Below are 15,859 nucleotides of genomic sequence, written 5' to 3' on the forward strand. Positions count from 1 at the left end.
CAGGGATTGCCGTTGATTAACTGAAAAGGTATGCTGGTTTAAATCACTTGTTTAAAAAGGATGTTTGAATGTCGTTTCCACATTTATTAGAACCTTTAGATCTAGGCTTTACGCAGCTAAAAAATCGCGTACTGATGGGCTCAATGCACACAGGCTTAGAGGAAGAAAAAGGCGGATTTGAGAAACTAGCTGCATTTTATAAGGAAAGAGCTGAAGGTGGCGTAGGTCTGATTGTTACTGGTGGTATTTCACCAAACTTTCGTGGCCGTCTAGCACCTCATGCATGTCAGCTAACCTACCCATGGCAAGTTAGTAAACACCGCATTGTGACAGACGCTGTACATGATGGCGGCGGTAAAATTTGTATGCAAATCTTGCATGCTGGGCGTTATGGTTATCATCCATTTAGTTTAGCGCCAAGTAAGATCAAATCGCCTATCACGCCGTTTTCACCTTCTGCCATGTCTTCAAGACAGGTAGACAAAACCATTAAACACTATGCTAATAGCGCAGAGCTTGCCAAACGCGCAGGGTATGACGGTGTAGAGGTGATGGGCTCTGAAGGCTATCTAATTAACCAATTTATTTGTGCTCGCACCAATAAGCGAACAGATAAATGGGGCGGCGCGTTTGAAAACAGAGCGCAATTCCCGTTGGAGATCGTTAAAGCGATCCGCGAAAAAGTCGGTAAAGACTTTATCATTATCTTCCGCTTATCCATGCTCGACTTGGTAGATAATGGCTCTACCTGGGATGAAGTCGTGCAACTTGGTAAGTGGCTGGAGCAAGCGGGCGTAAGCATTATTAACACCGGTATCGGCTGGCATGAAGCACGTGTCCCGACAATCGCGACTAGCGTGCCTCGCGGCGCATTCGCTTGGGTGACTGAGCGTTTAAAATCTGAAGTTAAAGTACCGTTAGTTGCGACAAACCGTATTAACACGCCAGAAATAGGTGAACATATTATCGCCTCTGGTCAAGCAGATATGGTGTCGATGGCGCGTCCATTTCTTGCTGATGCAGAATTTGTGAACAAGGCTGCTGCAAATCAAAGCGAGCTAATTAACACTTGTATTGGTTGTAACCAGGCATGTCTTGACCATACTTTCTCTATGAAGCGTGCTACGTGTTTGGTTAACCCACGAGCATGTTATGAAACTGAGATTAACTTTAAACCCACCAAAAATAAAAAGCGCTTAGCTGTAATGGGCGCTGGTCCTGCTGGTATGGCGTTCTCTGTTTATGCGGCATCACGCGGGCATGATGTCGTGCTGTTTGAAGCAAAAGGCGAAGTTGGCGGTCAATTCAACCTTGCCCGTAAAATTCCAGGCAAAGAAGAGTTTGATGAAACCATCCGTTACTTCCTTAACCAAATTAAGCTGCATAATGTTGATTTACGTTTAAATACTCGTTTAGATGCGGATGTCATTGCCAATGACAAGTTTGATGAGATCATCGTAGCTTCTGGTGTTGTACCACGCGATCTAAAACTGCCGGGTTTTGATAGCCCTAAAGTGGTTAATTATCAACAAGTGCTTAATGGCGACGTTGAAGTTGGCGAAAAGGTCGCACTTATTGGTGCTGGTGGCATTGGTTTTGATATGGCGCACTTTTTATGCGAGCAAGAGTCTTCGACGTTGCAACCTGAGAAGTGGCTCAAGCAGTGGGGTATTGATAACCAATACACTGATGCGGGCGGCTTAACAGAGCCAGAGCAACACAAGCCTAGCCGTGAGGTGTACTTACTACAACGTAAAACGACTAAGATGGGTAAGGGCTTAGGTAAAACTACCGGCTGGATCCATCGCAGCGTGCTTAAGCAACACGACGTTAAAATGCATACTGGTGTTAGCTATGACAAGTTCGATGAAAATGGCTTACACATCACTATTGATAACAAACAACAGGTACTTGATGTTGACAATGTTGTCTTGTGTGCAGGACAAGAGTCAAACCGCAGTATGCTTGAGCAAATGCAGTCGACTGGTTTGCCTGTACATATGATAGGTGGTGTTGACGTTGCCGCAGAGCTTGATGCTAAACGTGCAATTCGCCAAGGCGCTGAGCTGGCGATGCAAATCTAGCCTTTAGTCGCTCAACGTCAAATACAAAAACCTAGCACTTCGCTAGGTTTTTTTATGTCTATTTAGTTTAAATCCTTAGCCTAGCGTTTTTCGTTTAATACTAATGTCTTAAATATTTCTTAGTGATGCAATTGCAACTAGGATTAAGTCACTACTTACATTAAGTCCGTTTTCGAAATGTATTGCGAGCGGATTTTCATACCAATTGGAATAAGTAAGTGATCAGATATTACGCAGGAAAAATCGTTTAGAACAAGGCGGAAATTGCAGCTAGCTAGTTGTTCTACCTACAAGATTTCTAACGAAGTTATAAGCGATTTTAACTAGTAAGAATGATCACATTCTTGTGCTAATTGGTATCATATAAAGCAAGGACACTTCGATGAAAAACACTTTAATCAAGCTTGTAGGACTATCATTTGCGGCATTGTTGGTAGGCTGCGCAGCACAAACTGAGCCAAAGAATATGCCCGGTAGCGATCGTGGTGAACATGGCTGTATTGGCTCTGCTGGTTACACCTGGTGCGCAGCGACTAATCAATGTGAACGTCCATGGGAGCTAGCGGAAGAAAAGGGTTTTGAAAACACCGAGAAAGCATTCGACGCTTTTTGCAGTAAGTAATTCTTTATTGTAAAAACAATCTTTGCTCGAACGTAACTCACTCCTAGCTGAACTAAAGTTGCCAGTTCTGGGAAACCACTTGAATAGATAGGTAATGCCTATTCGAATGGTCACGACCTACTGAAGGTGGCTGATAAAAAAGGTGTTTCACTCTGCAGCGAAACACCTTTTTATTGGATGCCTAATCTGACGAGTTTGTTGTCTTAACTCGGTAGGAAGTCAATTGACCAAATCGTGGTCATTACTGAGACATCTTCTGCAGCAAACTTAATCTTGCGTAAGACTAGCGTTAACTGACGTTCAAGCTTGGCATTGTTTAACTCGCTAGAGTTAATTTTTACCGCACTGATGCTACCGTTTGGCTCAATCGTGATTTGAAACATCACCTTGCCTTTAAGCATAGGATCTTTCCTAAGTGCGCGGTTATACAAAGAGTACATACGCGACTTATTCGCTTCCAAGGTTCGGCGTATCGTTTCCTCTGAGCGTTGACCCTTACTGCTAGAAAGCTTGGCTTTTTCGGCTACGGCGCCTGCTTGTGCGAGGACTTCCTCTTCAGCAAGACGCACCTGTTGGGTGCTTTTAGTGCTTAACTCACCAGAAGACACAGTTTGAGTGACTGAAGATTTAGCTAAACTTTGAGTTTGCTCACTGGCTGCTGCAGCAATCATCTTGCGCTCAACTTTAACTTCATCGGCCTGACTGTTATCCAGTGTGGTGGTTGAAGGTTTGACTTCAAACGCTTCACGCATAGAGAACAGCTCATCTTTCATAGCCGCTAACCCCGCGTTTTGTGCCTTTTCTCGAGCTTGCTCACGAGAGGGGGCAACAGGGATCTTAGGTGGCTCTTTTTCTGCTTCCTTAGGCTCGGGCTTCACTTCCTCTTTTTTAAGCTCTTCAGGCTCAGGTTTGGGTTGCTCTATTGGTTTAGGCGGTGGAGGAAGCTGCTTTTCCTTAAGAATGATCTTGGCTAATTGCGGTGGCAACTGCTCTTTAACTTCTCTTGGAATTTCTGCTTGCTCAAGCATAGGCACTAATACAGCGAAGAACAGGTAACACAATAACAGCAGTGACAAAATCAGTTTAAACTGCTTATCTTGTTTAGACGGCGTGAATAAATCACCCATCGACTGCTCGCTATTGGTTCTAAACTGAGTTGAGGTTAAACTTGCTTGGCTCATTTACCCCTCACTTAGCTTTTTAGCTTGCTGTTCAACCGCTAACGACATGTTGCGATAACCCGTTTCGGCGCATGCAGCCATTATCTGCTTAAGCAGGGCGTAAGGCGTTGAAGCATCGCTGAGAATGGTCACCGCTCGACCTTTAAGCTGCTCTGACTCTGTCAGTTCTGGTCGTTTACTTGCCTGATAGTTAAGCTCGTTGGTTAGTGCTTTGACAAACTCTTCATGCGGCTGATGAATATTGTCATCGGTCTGGCTTTGCCAAACAGCGCGGTCTTGCACAAGCACAGTTTGATCTATCACGGTAATGACTAGATTTTCTACCGGCAATTCTTCGGCTATCGACACTGGCAGCTTTATCTTCTCTATGTTTTGCAACACGCGAACTTCAGACTGATTCACAATCAAGAAGAACACTAAGATGGTAAAGATATCCATCAACGCAACCAGGTTTAACTTGTTGCCAGCTTTTAGGCGCTTGTGATGTTTCGCTAGGCGTTTAGCTCGCGGAGATTGCTTCATCATAAGTTGCTACCTCCATTTGCTGCCTGACTGCGTTGCAGCGATGCATCTTCTGTAGCTTGTAGGTCACTTGGCGCATCACCAAGGGAGATCAACGGAAACAGCTCAGCATCAACAAGGTTGGCAGCAACGACGGCTTTAAATGAGCGTACCGTATCCATTGCAGAGACAATGGTTTGGTAATCAACGTTTTCACCAAGCAACAGCACGATGTCGTTTTTCTCAATCCCTTGCTGCTGAAAGGTCAGCTTTAAGTCTTGTAAGTAAACTGACAGCGCATTGAAGTCATATTGACCTTGCTCAAGCTCGAATCGCTTAAGCAAAATCCCTTCTGGGTAATTAAGGTCAAACCTGTCTTGGGTAATGACCAGTTCTAAAATTTTGGGTTTGTCATCGTTGTCTGCAGTGTTTTGCGAAAGCGTTGGCAGCTGCAGGTTCAAGATGCGCACCTGAGAGAAAACCAAACTCAATAACAGTACCGGAACCAGTACGATCATTAGGTTCATAAACGAGGTAATATCGAGCTCCGCGTCTTCTCTATTTGGACGACGTCTTCTCATTGTTAGCCTCGGCTTTTATCCCACTGAGCGTTAAACGACAGCGAGTTTAATAGCTTGATACCGGCGACTTCAATCGAGTCAACAATGGTTGCGGTTTTAGTCTGCAAACTAGAGTGAAATAGGATTAGCGGAATCGCGGTGATCAAACCAAATGCGGTCGTGTTCATCGCAACTGAAATACTCGATGACAGCAGATTTGCTTTTTCAGCAGGGTCAGCACTGGCAACGGCAGAGAATGCGGCAATAAGGCCCATAATGGTACCTAGTAGACCCAGTAGCGTCGCAATATTGGCGAGAGTGGCAATGTAAGGTGTGCGCTTTTCCAGGCGCAGCATGTACTCCATCATGGTTTCTTCCATGGCGTACTCAACATCCTCACGGCGATTAGCTTGACCTAAACGGCTAATACCACTGTGCAGCACGTCAAAAACAGGGGCTTTGTGGTTATTGGCGTGTTGCTTAATCGCGTCGATGTCGCCAGATTTAAGTGCAGCACCAATCAGGTTAAATGCTTGGCGGTTTTTACGGTTTGCCGAGCTAAGGTATAGCCAGCGTTCAATAGTAATGGCTAAACCTACAACCAGCACTAGGGCAATAGGGTAAATAAATGGCCCGCCATTTTGTAAGAATGCAATAATATGGTCGGTAAAGCTCATGGTCACTTCCTTTTTATGTTATCCGCCGCTTATCTGCGACTTGTTGATTTGCAATCGTTTCTGCTATTTATTTGCAGATTTAATTCTGTGTCGGCTTGTTCTGAAGCGAATAGTCGAGCACACGTTGTTGAAACTGTTTTGGGTTAATAGGCCTGAACTGCGGCAACTGAATTTGTGACTGTGCGCCCTCTACACGAACTGCCTGATCGATGCCTTGCCACGGCATAATGTAAATCACTTTTGGTTGTTCCTGAGTACCCGTTACCTGACTCTCAATCACTATGGTGTTTCCAGATGCATTAGCTTGCTGGTTAGACTCGTTGTTAGCATGGGCCATGTTGGATGTGAGCCCCAAAAGTGGTATCAAAAAAATTGATACTAAATAGTGCATATTTCTGTGCCGTAGAACGTGGGCTATGCTTAATAGCTTCCCTGTAATGAATTCTTTTAAATTAACTTTCAGCATCATGGCATTTGCTCCAAAGGTTGTAACTCGGTTGATGCTTCCGATTGTTGGCTAACGTTTGTGCCATTATTGATGTTAGGCTCGTTAACAGTTTTGGCTGGGATCTCAACGCCGCTGCGGCGCATTTTAATTTCAAGGCCAGCCAGATAGCGCTTAGCTAAATCATCATTTGGATTGTGAATCAGGTACGCGCTGTAGTATTGGTGAGCTTCTAGGTACTGACCACGATATAACTCAAGCAGAATTGCCAAGTTAAGTTGGGCTTGTGGGTAAGCCGGCCATACCGATAGGGCGCGAAGATAGCTTTGCTGCGCAAGTTCAAATTCACCTCGTTGCCTTGCTACTTGTCCGCGAAGTTGCAGTGCGAAGGGGTTATTGGGAGCCAAGGCTAACGCGTGGTCAATATCCGCTTTTGCTTGGTCTATATCCCCAGTGTTTAATTTTATGATGGCAAGGTTGACCCATACGCCGGAAAGATTGGGGTATTTACCTGCAAGATCATTAAGCTGCTGCGTTGCTTGGTGCCACTGTTGCTGCTTGATTAATTTAAGTGCTTGCTGGTACTTGGCTTTATCAGCGCTTGATACTGACTCAAGCTGGTTGCTGGCAGTAAGCAAATACAGGTTAGCGGCATTCGTTGCTGTTGCAGTACCACTGTGGGCATTTGCGCTGTTTGTTGCTACTGAGTCGCCTATATTTGGATTAACTTGATGCATAGCAGCCATTTCGCTGCCGATACTCTTAAGCTCGTCACTGGTGTTAGAAGATTGCTGCTCGCTTGACTGCTGCCCGTGTGTTGGTGATGTATTGCTAGCGCAGCCAGTGAGCGTGGACACAAGTAAAGCAGCTACAAAACTAATTATTTTTGCCTGTTTAGATCGGGCTTGATGCTTATGAGCAAAAGGGGCAAATAAACAGCGCTCATAACATTGATGCATGAATAGTGCTGGGCTAATACATGGTTTCAATAACATCATGTGTTAACTCCTGTTTTTGATATAGTGCTGGGGTCATTTCGGCTAGTGCGCTAAAGCTTTTTTCAACCCATTGGTTAAATACATTTTGCCAGGCTCGCTGACTATTACTTTCGTGGATTTCTATCGCCTTTTCCTCAAATGGATAAGCGAGCTCTTCGAGTAGAATTTCGTATTCTTCAAGTGCGAGTTCGTCAAGATCTGTCGGTCGTTGCGAGTCCATCACATCCGCCGCTAAAATCCGATACATTTGCGCTAACTGATATGTGGCTTGTGGCACGCGTTCTGCTAGTGCAAGATCAAGTACCTGTTGGTAATAACCAATCGCTAGCTTCATCTGTTTTTGCTTACGCTTTAGGCTTTTAGGTAGCGGATGGGTAAGTTTTACCCACTCAAAGCTCTGCTTGTGAGCCTGGCCAAGTTCAAATGCGGCAGACGAGGCGAGTTGTTTGTTACGGGTGGTAAAACTGGTACCGTTTTGCACCTCTTGTTTATGCGCTGATAATATCTTGCGGTGCCAAAAATGCATCTTGTTGGTTTCACCATCTTCACGGTAAAACTCACTCATTTTAAAACGAACTTCCTGAGCGATATCGAAAGGTTGAGGGTAGCTATGAGCATAAGTGCGGAAATGCTTAAGTGCATTATCGCGATCGCCTGCTTTAAGGTAATAATCTGCCGCTGTGTATTGTGCTTCTCGCTTAAGCGCTACGTCAGCTTCATCAGCACTCGCAATCATAACCAGCAGTTGCTCTGCCGCCAGATCCCAATGCTCTAACGATTCGTAAGATTGAGTTAACTTAGCTGGAATAGATGCGCTCATCGGGTTGTTTGGGTAGCGCAAGGCAAGGACTTTAAGTAAGTCGGCGCCTTGTTGCCATTGCTGCTGCGATAATAAAATATCAGCGGCTTCAAACTCAGCGTTTGCACGGTAGTCAGACTCAGGAATTTGTACCCCTAGACGCAGAAAATGTTCTACTGCGACAAGTGGTTGCTCGCTCTTTGTCTCTTGCCCTTGCTGGTAAATACTCGATGCCAGCAAATTGCGCATTTCCTTATTGTTGCTAGGCTCGTTCTGAGTAAAGTTAAGCGCCAGGGCATAGGCTGATTCTGCTTGAGCATAAAAGCCAAGTTGATACTGCTGATGCGCATACAGCTGGCTTGCCAGCTGCACTTGTTTCAGGGCGACACCTGAAAGGCTAGAATTGTTTGAATTTGCTGCTGTTAATTGCTGAGCTGTTCTTATGCGGCCAATATTTGTCGGATTGTAACTAATGCGAGTTTGCCACATGTCTTGAGCATCGACTTGAGAGGAAGAACTCGTCGATAACAGATCCGCTGATCGTGCAGTTGATTGTGCTATTGATTGCGCAGTTGGCTGTTTAGTCACTTGGTCGGCAAAATTGAATGTAGCATCTGTGGCAGCGTCACCAGTTGCATTCGTATTAATGCTAGCAATCGTTGTGGTCGTAAGTGGCGCTAGATTGCCGACAATCAATTTATTTCGCTCATCAACGCTACTGTCTTGTTTGGTTATCACTCCATGTTTAAGCAGTAAAAAGTCAGCATAGTGCATCAAGCGCTGCGGTTTTTCGGCTTTAAAAGCTAGCTCTGCGGCAACCGCTGCGAGCGCTAATGCGCGCTTATCATCGCTATAGTGGCTAATAAACTGATCGTCGAGCTGATCACGTAGACGTTGCTGCGCTAAGTGGGTGTCGCTTGTCACTGCCCTAAATTGTTTAAATTCACTTAATTTAAGTAAATCAATATCTTTACGTACAGTAATGGTCGCATCATAAGCTGCCTGGCGTTGCAGTTTACTTTGCTCCTCACTTGCCTGCGTCATTACCGGGTAGGCAATCTCTTGATAAGTGGCTAATGCCACGTGGTAGCGTCTCGCTTCAAAGTTTGCATCAGCGTAAAGGTATTTATCTTGTAGTAGATCGTTCGTATAAAGGTTTGCTTTTGCAAAAGGCTTAGATTGACTGACCTCGACTAACTCTAGGTAGACCTTAAGTGCATCGGCAGCGTTTGCAAACGCGTCGACGCGGCTAACAAATGTTTGCTCAGTAGCTTGAGACACTTCAGATGCTGGCGTAGTTTTTTTTGCGTCTGCGCTTCCATTGGCGTTGATCGATTGAGCATAAGCATAACGGCGACGACCTTCTTGCTCACTAAAGCTAAGTAGTTGTGGGATTAACTCGGTGCGGATGTCATCGTTTGCATTAAGCCAAAACTCACTATCTAAACCATAACGGGTTACATAGTTTTGTTTGAGCGCACGCATTGCTGCAAACTTGCCTTGAGTTTGATAAAGCTCTAACAGCGCTAGGCTATATCTAGCGGCCCAAACTGAGTTAGGTGCTAAGTCAATGTAAGCTTCATAGGCACGCTCAGCATCAGTAGGAAGCTGCTTACTTAATAAGAATTTAGCTAGGTTGTCGAACAAGATATGTTGGTATCTCGATAAGTGCTTAGCGTCCTGGTTATCGGTGATCAGTTGTACTAACGACTCTGCCTGCAGTTGTTGACTAAGTGAAATACTCAACACCCTTTGGGTGTCAATCGCAATATTCTGAAACTGCTGATTCAGTGTCTCAAAGCTAAAGTCCACGGTTTTCGCAGCAGTTTGACTATCTGTAGAGTCAGCATCCGTTGTATTAGCTTTGAGCGTAGATGGACTAGATTCATGTAAGTCAATCATGGCGTCAAATACGGCAAGAAACTGATTGTCAGCCTGATAAAGCCTTGCTTGTTTAAACAGTGCCCAGCCAGACATGTACATACTATTTAACCGGTACTTATCGCCATTTGGCGCAGCAATGACTTGCTTATAGGCATCATAAGCTTTTGCATATTGCTTTTGGTTGTAATAGATTTCACCGCGTCTAAAGTTGAGCTCAGCTAAATAAATGCTATTTGGATAGCGAGATAATAAAGATTCAATTTCACTGAGACTTTTTTGTTGATTACCCTGCAGTTCATAAGCTTTGGCTAATTGGTACTGGATCTGCTGATTTTCCGGGCGGCTAGGGTAGCGTTTTAGCAATGACTCATAATCAGTCACAAGCTCATTTAACGCTTTGGCATCGCTGGCGAGGATCAGCTCGGCATTGGCATTGGGATCGCTGTCGATTTGGTCCAGAGCCGCCAAAGAGTCATGTTCATAAGACTCTGTATCGAGCTGCACTAGTCGATACTCTACGGCACTGCGGGTAGTCGGGTCTGGCTCAGTCATCAGCAATTCACTATAAATTGCTGCTAATTTTTGCCTGCGCTGGTTTTCAGATAAACGTGCATTGGCAAGCGCTTGTTGGTTATTAGCCTGTAGGTTGGCATCGCCTTGCCGTTGCTCTGCCATTTGCCCTAGGGTAGCGCGACCTTGATTGGAATAATCTTGCTCGCCGTGCTCAGAGCTTGAGCAGGCAAACAATAAGCTAGTAGTGATCAACACCGCCAGCGGATTAACCTTTGGTTTGTATTTAATATCAGTAAAAGGATTCATTGCCGAGGCATGCTTGTGTTTCATATCTGTGCCTCTTTAATGTTTGCTTGTTGACGATATGCAGCCTGGGTAAATTTACTGCTTTCATTCATAGAAAGGTTATTTTCAAGCTCACGGCTTTTTTCAGGCTCATGGCTGTTCGTTTGCTCAAGGCTGCTAAGAGATTGTTCAAGCAGGGTTAGCTGCTCTAGTAAACTTGCTAATTGGTGGCGACTTTCTAGTAGGTGAGATTCAAGCTTTTGCTTCTCCATCATCACAAATTGCGCAACTTGCGCTTTAATGTCGGCTTGCAATACCTGGTTAACCGTGACCAGTTGTCTACTAAGCGAGTCTATCTGCAACTGATATTGACGTTGTGCCTTGGCATATTGATTTAAGGTGTCGCTGTTAGCGCTACTTTTTTGTAGCGATTGGTATTGCAGGTTCAGCGAATCAGCGGCTTGCTTTAGCTCTTTAGCTTGAACCCGATGCTGCCAAAGCGCCTCAGGAAACTGCTGAGACAGATGCCAGTTTAATACCCCTTGTACACGCTTTAGACGGCTAATATAGTCTGTTAAATCCTTTGCACCATCCAATTGGCTAATACGTGTTAAACCCAATTGGCTGCGTTCAATGCGAGTGAGCCAGTCTTGCTGCCGAGTATTGGCAAACAGGGTTTGAGACTTAACGGGCGCAAGCTTTGCCTGCTCAACTTGGTCGGTAAGCGCAGTAACTTGCTGGTTAAGTTCGTTAATCAACTGCTGATAATTAGTGTTTGCCCTGTGGGTAATAATTGATTGTCTGCGCTTTTGATTCATTGCAATGGTGTCAGCTAACCACAAACTTTGATCGTTTAAATCGCTAACCGACTGCGACATCGCACGCATACTCGTTAATGTTTTAAAACTGTGCTTAAGAGCCGGGCTGTTGAGTGCTTTATTTATCCATGGTGAACGACTATTGCTTGAGGCTAAGCCCAGTTCTGTTATTTGTGAGTCTGAGTTTAAGGTTGTAGGTCGCGGAGAGCTCAGCGCCAAAACATCAGCACTGTTAGCAAAGGCGCTGGAAAATTCGTCTAATGACTTTATCAGTTGTGTATATTGGTTTTGTGAATACTCAAGTTGGGCGATGGCTAGATATGCATCTTCAATCCGCTCAAGGGTTAACGAAGGATTTAGCTGGCTTTTATTTAGCTGGCGTGGACTTAGCTGATCGCTATTCAACTTCGCATCTGTGTGATCGTCAATCAGGCTTTGACCATATTGATGGCGAAAAATAAGTGGTACTTGAAGCAAATACGCCTGATAAGCCAAATCAGAATGGGGTGCTTGTTCGATTAGTAGCTGATACATTTGCTTAGCTAACTTTCTGTTGGCATGTCTGTTGTTATGTTCAACACCAGTAAGTTCACTTGCGGCATGGGCGTACAAGAAAACAGCGCTGTTAGCATAGGGGCTTTGGCCTGGAAAACCTGATAGTAGTTCAAACGCTTGGATGTAATCTTGCTCTAGGGTATAGGCCTGCGCTTGTAGCAAAGTCGCATAATCTACAATGGCTTGTTGCTGCATTTGCGAAGGTACACTTTGTGAGTGGTAAGCGACGCCTGAACCAAGATTTCCATCTTCTGAGTATTCATCCGCAGCAAATGAGAAAAGCGATTGCCAGAAGCCTTGTGGTTCATCTTGCCAATGGCGGTTTTTAACCTGCTCAAGCTTAGTGATAGCTGATGAGTTATCACCGTTTTGCATATCGATAAGCGCTTGATTGAGTTTTAAATAGGCTTGCTCTAGCGACTGACTATGCTCAGCATCAGCTAATTCAGACTGGGTTTCATCTTGGTTAACTACTAAGCCTGCTTGTTCATCATCAATCGCTGTCACTAATGAAGGCGCGCTATCTGGCCAATGTGCTAGCTGATTCATAATGCCGTATTTAGCGGCGTAAGATTGTGGTAACCAATCGATGCGAGCTAGGCTACGTTGAGCTTGAGTGAACTTGCCTTGTTCTATGTACTGCTCAGCTAATTGCAATAAGGCAATTAACTTTAGTTCTTTGGTGGTAGTGGTATTTTCATCTCGAGTAGTGGTAGCTATTTGCTCGGGTTTAGTTGTCAGTGATTTAGTTGCCTGTGATTTAGATGTACGGGAATAGTTAGTAAGCTCAGTTAGGGTCTGTGTTGCCCGCGCATTTAGCCCAAGGTTAACCTCAAGTCCTGCCTTAAATAACTGGCTTTTAAACGAGCTACTGTTATAACGGGTTTGATTTAGTTCGACCTGTGCAAGGGCGCGTTCAAAGTCACCCGCAAAATAATGAAATAACGCTAGGCGGTAGCGTTTTTCGTCAATATCTGTGCGCTTTTTACTTGCGTGCGTAAGCTCTACTTGTGTCCTGCTTTCGTTGTCATTAGATGTTAGATCAAGACTTTCGTTTTGCTGAGCAAGTGACAGCTGTGGACTTACTGTCATGAATAGGCTGAGTAAAGCGCAAACTAAAGGCTTAAGTCTAATATGGGACTTAATAGGAACGTGTTTCTTCGCACATAGGTTGACGCGATTTTGAGATTTGCGACTCGAGTCTTTGACTGGTGCTACATTGCAGTGCATTACAGGACCCATTGCTCTATTTGCACGTCAGCGCGGTAACTTGACTCACTATCGACAACTTTTAGTTCCAGCATCACAGCTTCATCATCTTTTTCGAATTGATAGTTTGCTGCGCGCTGCACAGTGCGGCCTTCGTTATCTAATCCAGTAACTATGGCTGTTAACTGGTGTTGGCCTGTTTTTAAATTACCTAGATATAAACGCTGGATTCCGCCGCGCTCTAGTGCTGCTCGTTGGCGTTTGGTGTAAAGCGCGCCTGCAACGTTATCGCCGTTTAGCTTTACTTCGACGCTATCAATCTTAAAGAAACGTCCTACATCTACTGATACGAACACAGCAACTTGCGTGCTTGCAGGGAACAATAGATCTTCTTCAAGTACAAACAGATCGCGGTTAAGTTTTAATACTTCGCTTTTTAATGACTCGATATCGTTACCAAGTTGTGTGCGTGTCTCCTCGGTGCTGGTGGTCGCATCATTAGCTGCTGCCGAGAAAATGCATAAACATGTCACTAACAGCGCGCAGCTGATCACCGCTTTAAAAAACGCTACGATTTTTTCTATTAGCTGCTCTTTATTCATATAAAAGACCTTTAACATCCTGTTGTCGCTAATTGTTAGAAATACACGCTATAAAAAGCGCGGATTACATTGGCTGAAAATTTATAAAACGGTTCGTTGCCTACGCCGCCATCAGCGGTAGGGTCGCGGAAATTGTTATAGTTAAATTGAATATAGTCCCATTGCAGTGACGCTTCTGATGGCCAATCATTGATGCTCAAGCTTTTTGGCATTGTGTACGTCACCCCTAGGCCGTAAGTCATGTCATTAAAGTCACTCAGCTCCTTGTCGCGCGCCATAAAGTTTTGTGCATCGCGGTAAGGAAAGAGGTCGCTATAAAAAGAGGCTTGGGTTTGCTGGTAATAACGCAGCTTCAATTCAAGCTCAAATGATTCGCCAATAGGGTGGCGGTAGCCAAGCTCAACATCATTTGCCTTAATGTCCCAACTGTCGCTGAAATAGCGATAGTGTAAAAACAGCGCTGCTCGATAAGGCAAGAAGTAACTTGTAGATAGCTTGCTGGCAAAAGAATTGCGGGTTTCTGGGTACACTTCTGCTTGATAGCCAACACCCGATGGCACTGAGTTATCGATAAAACGTACTGTGCGGTAGGGGTTATTGAGATAACCTTTATCGGCAATCGCTTCAAAGTTGAGCGCTGCAGTCATATTGCGAGTGAGGATCTGACTGATCCCCGCACGCAGCCGGTATTGTTCGCTGGTCTCAAAGAAATTATCGTCACCGTTGCGACGAATTTCGTTATCGCCGTAGGATAAACCTAAACTTAAGTTAGTGAGATCGCCAAAGGTATCCTGAGAAATCCCCAAACTAAACGACTTTGCGAGGTAATCATCCTCATGGCTTTGGCGAGCATTGACTGTCATTAGTGTTTTATCGTTAAGGTATTCAAGCCCTAATTGCCCCTCATGACGAGTTTCTTGATAGGGGCTTGCCGTACTAACAACATCGATTGATGCCGATGAAATGCTATCTAGATAATAATATGCAGTGACAGCAACCGATTCGGTTGCTTTTTTACGTAGCAGCACTGAAGGGCCGTCGATCTTCATGCCGCCACCCTCATAGCTGTGGTACAAGACATCAGCGCGATCTGGCTCTAAGATCGCGGCTTGTACATTTGCAGTTAATGCCAAAAGAGCGAGACTACAAACAGAGCCACTCAATAATGATGTTGCAGTTAATAAAACACCCTTGATGCGAGATATGCCCATAAGCATCCAATTTACCATTGAGCAAGCTTGGTTAGTTACAGCCACAACCGCCACCTCCAGTACCTTCAGCGCCGCGACTGGCTTCACGGCCCTCTAACACGTGCGCAACGTGCATGTTGGCCACAGGGTGACGCGAAAATTTCATAATCGGATCCGCCAGATTTTGCCTTTCATAAGGTTTTACCCAAGGCTCAATATTCATTGCACTGCAACCTGTTAACGCAGAGAGTGAAGTTAACAGGGCAATGAACAAAGCAGGCCTTTTCAATGTAGACAAGCTGTAAACTGGTGAATTGCAAACAGACATAAACGATTCCTTTGGGTTACTTATTCGCGAATAAGCGTCTTAATGGCTTTGGCATATTTTTTCTCATAGCCATCCTGATAGCCGTAATAGACATTACGAACACTGCCACTGCGATCGATGATGACAGTGGTCGGCATCGCTTTAACGTCATAGTCTTCTGAAAGGGTGTTGGTCTGGTCAAACAGAATAGGGAAGCTTAAATCTAAGCCTTTTAGGAAGTTGCGACCGGCCTCGTTGTCTTGTTCAACGTTTACGCCCCATACCTGTACGCCAAGGTCTTGGTATTTATCCTGTAATTTTTGCAGTATCGGCATTTCTTTACGGCATGGCCCGCACCAAGAAGCCCAGAAATTAAGCACAATAATTTCGCCGCGCTGCTCGGTCAGGTTTAAATTGTCGCCAGTTAAGCTCTTAAGGGTAAAATCAGGTGCGCTGTCACCAACCTCTACGGCTTGTACGCTCGCGCTCAATGCTAGACAAAGTGGCGCGGCAAAGTACAGTGGTTTGATTAACGTGTTTTTGATAGTCCTGATCATTATTGCTTTGTCCTTGATTAATTCTTTTCTGTTTGTGACTACTACTGATTATTCGTGACTAATATTCACTGT

14 protein-coding genes are annotated in these 15,859 nt (G+C 44.8%); 2 read left to right on the forward strand and 12 right to left on the reverse strand.

Annotated features, from left to right (window positions below; translation table 11 throughout):
* Positions 1 to 68 precede the first annotated feature (68 nt).
* Together G3R49_RS08735 and G3R49_RS08740 are read left to right on the forward strand one after the other, a co-directional pair.
* Positions 69 to 2,084: an FAD-dependent oxidoreductase gene (locus tag G3R49_RS08735; RefSeq protein WP_167869357.1), complete on the forward strand. Its 2,016-nt coding sequence runs from the start codon at positions 69 to 71 to the stop codon at positions 2,082 to 2,084.
* A 382-nt stretch (positions 2,085 to 2,466) separates the two neighbouring features.
* Positions 2,467 to 2,706 (forward strand): serine protease, encoded by a 240-nt coding sequence (locus G3R49_RS08740; protein ID WP_167869358.1) that lies wholly within the window; start codon positions 2,467 to 2,469, stop codon positions 2,704 to 2,706.
* 203 nt (positions 2,707 to 2,909) lie between these two features.
* Here the strand turns inward: G3R49_RS08740 and G3R49_RS08745 are convergent, their stop codons facing one another.
* The 12 genes from G3R49_RS08745 to G3R49_RS08800 form a co-directional block, all read right to left on the reverse strand.
* Entirely contained in the window at positions 2,910 to 3,887 is a 978-nt protein-coding gene (locus G3R49_RS08745; protein WP_167869359.1) for an AgmX/PglI C-terminal domain-containing protein, read from the reverse strand.
* On the reverse strand, positions 3,888 to 4,412 hold the full coding sequence (locus G3R49_RS08750) for a biopolymer transporter ExbD (RefSeq protein ID WP_210147142.1): 525 nt from the start codon (positions 4,410 to 4,412) through the stop codon (positions 3,888 to 3,890). It abuts the gene before it with no gap.
* Positions 4,409 to 4,969, reverse strand: coding sequence for a biopolymer transporter ExbD (locus tag G3R49_RS08755; protein WP_167869360.1), 561 nt, complete (start codon positions 4,967 to 4,969; stop codon positions 4,409 to 4,411). The genes G3R49_RS08750 and G3R49_RS08755 overlap by 4 nt, the downstream gene beginning before the upstream one ends.
* Before the next feature lie 2 nt (positions 4,970 to 4,971).
* The gene (locus G3R49_RS08760; RefSeq protein WP_167869361.1) at positions 4,972 to 5,625 is read right to left on the reverse strand and encodes a MotA/TolQ/ExbB proton channel family protein; all 654 of its coding nucleotides are present in this window, start codon (positions 5,623 to 5,625) and stop codon (positions 4,972 to 4,974) included.
* A gap of 79 nt (positions 5,626 to 5,704) precedes the next feature.
* Positions 5,705 to 5,962, reverse strand: coding sequence for a hypothetical protein (locus tag G3R49_RS08765; protein ID WP_167869362.1), 258 nt, complete (start codon positions 5,960 to 5,962; stop codon positions 5,705 to 5,707).
* Positions 5,963 to 6,090: 128 nt separating this feature from the next.
* A complete protein-coding gene (locus G3R49_RS08770; RefSeq protein ID WP_167869363.1) occupies positions 6,091 to 7,068 on the reverse strand; it encodes a tetratricopeptide repeat protein in 978 nt (325 codons plus the stop codon).
* Positions 7,043 to 10,594: a tetratricopeptide repeat protein gene (locus G3R49_RS08775; RefSeq protein ID WP_167869364.1), complete on the reverse strand. Its 3,552-nt coding sequence runs from the start codon at positions 10,592 to 10,594 to the stop codon at positions 7,043 to 7,045. Before G3R49_RS08775 ends, G3R49_RS08770 begins: the two co-directional genes overlap by 26 nt.
* Positions 10,591 to 13,014 (reverse strand): hypothetical protein, encoded by a 2,424-nt coding sequence (locus G3R49_RS08780; protein WP_167869365.1) that lies wholly within the window; start codon positions 13,012 to 13,014, stop codon positions 10,591 to 10,593. Before G3R49_RS08780 ends, G3R49_RS08775 begins: the two co-directional genes overlap by 4 nt.
* Positions 13,015 to 13,151: 137 nt before the next feature.
* On the reverse strand, positions 13,152 to 13,733 hold the full coding sequence (locus G3R49_RS08785) for an AraC family transcriptional regulator (protein ID WP_210147143.1): 582 nt from the start codon (positions 13,731 to 13,733) through the stop codon (positions 13,152 to 13,154).
* Between the two features lie 35 nt (positions 13,734 to 13,768).
* Positions 13,769 to 14,989 carry a DUF3570 domain-containing protein gene (locus G3R49_RS08790; protein WP_348633915.1) on the reverse strand — a complete coding sequence of 407 codons (1,221 nt, stop codon included), beginning with the start codon at positions 14,987 to 14,989 and terminating at the stop codon, positions 13,769 to 13,771.
* Complete coding sequence (locus G3R49_RS08795; RefSeq protein ID WP_167869366.1) at positions 14,976 to 15,251, reverse strand: DUF4266 domain-containing protein; 276 nt, start codon at positions 15,249 to 15,251, stop codon at positions 14,976 to 14,978. The genes G3R49_RS08790 and G3R49_RS08795 overlap by 14 nt, the downstream gene beginning before the upstream one ends.
* A gap of 20 nt (positions 15,252 to 15,271) precedes the next feature.
* A complete protein-coding gene (locus G3R49_RS08800) occupies positions 15,272 to 15,787 on the reverse strand; it encodes a TlpA disulfide reductase family protein (RefSeq protein WP_167869367.1) in 516 nt (171 codons plus the stop codon).
* Positions 15,788 to 15,859: the final 72 nt, after the last annotated feature.

This window comes from Shewanella sp. WXL01 (assembly GCF_012263345.1).
Classification (GTDB): Bacteria; Pseudomonadota; Gammaproteobacteria; order Enterobacterales; family Shewanellaceae; genus Shewanella; species Shewanella maritima.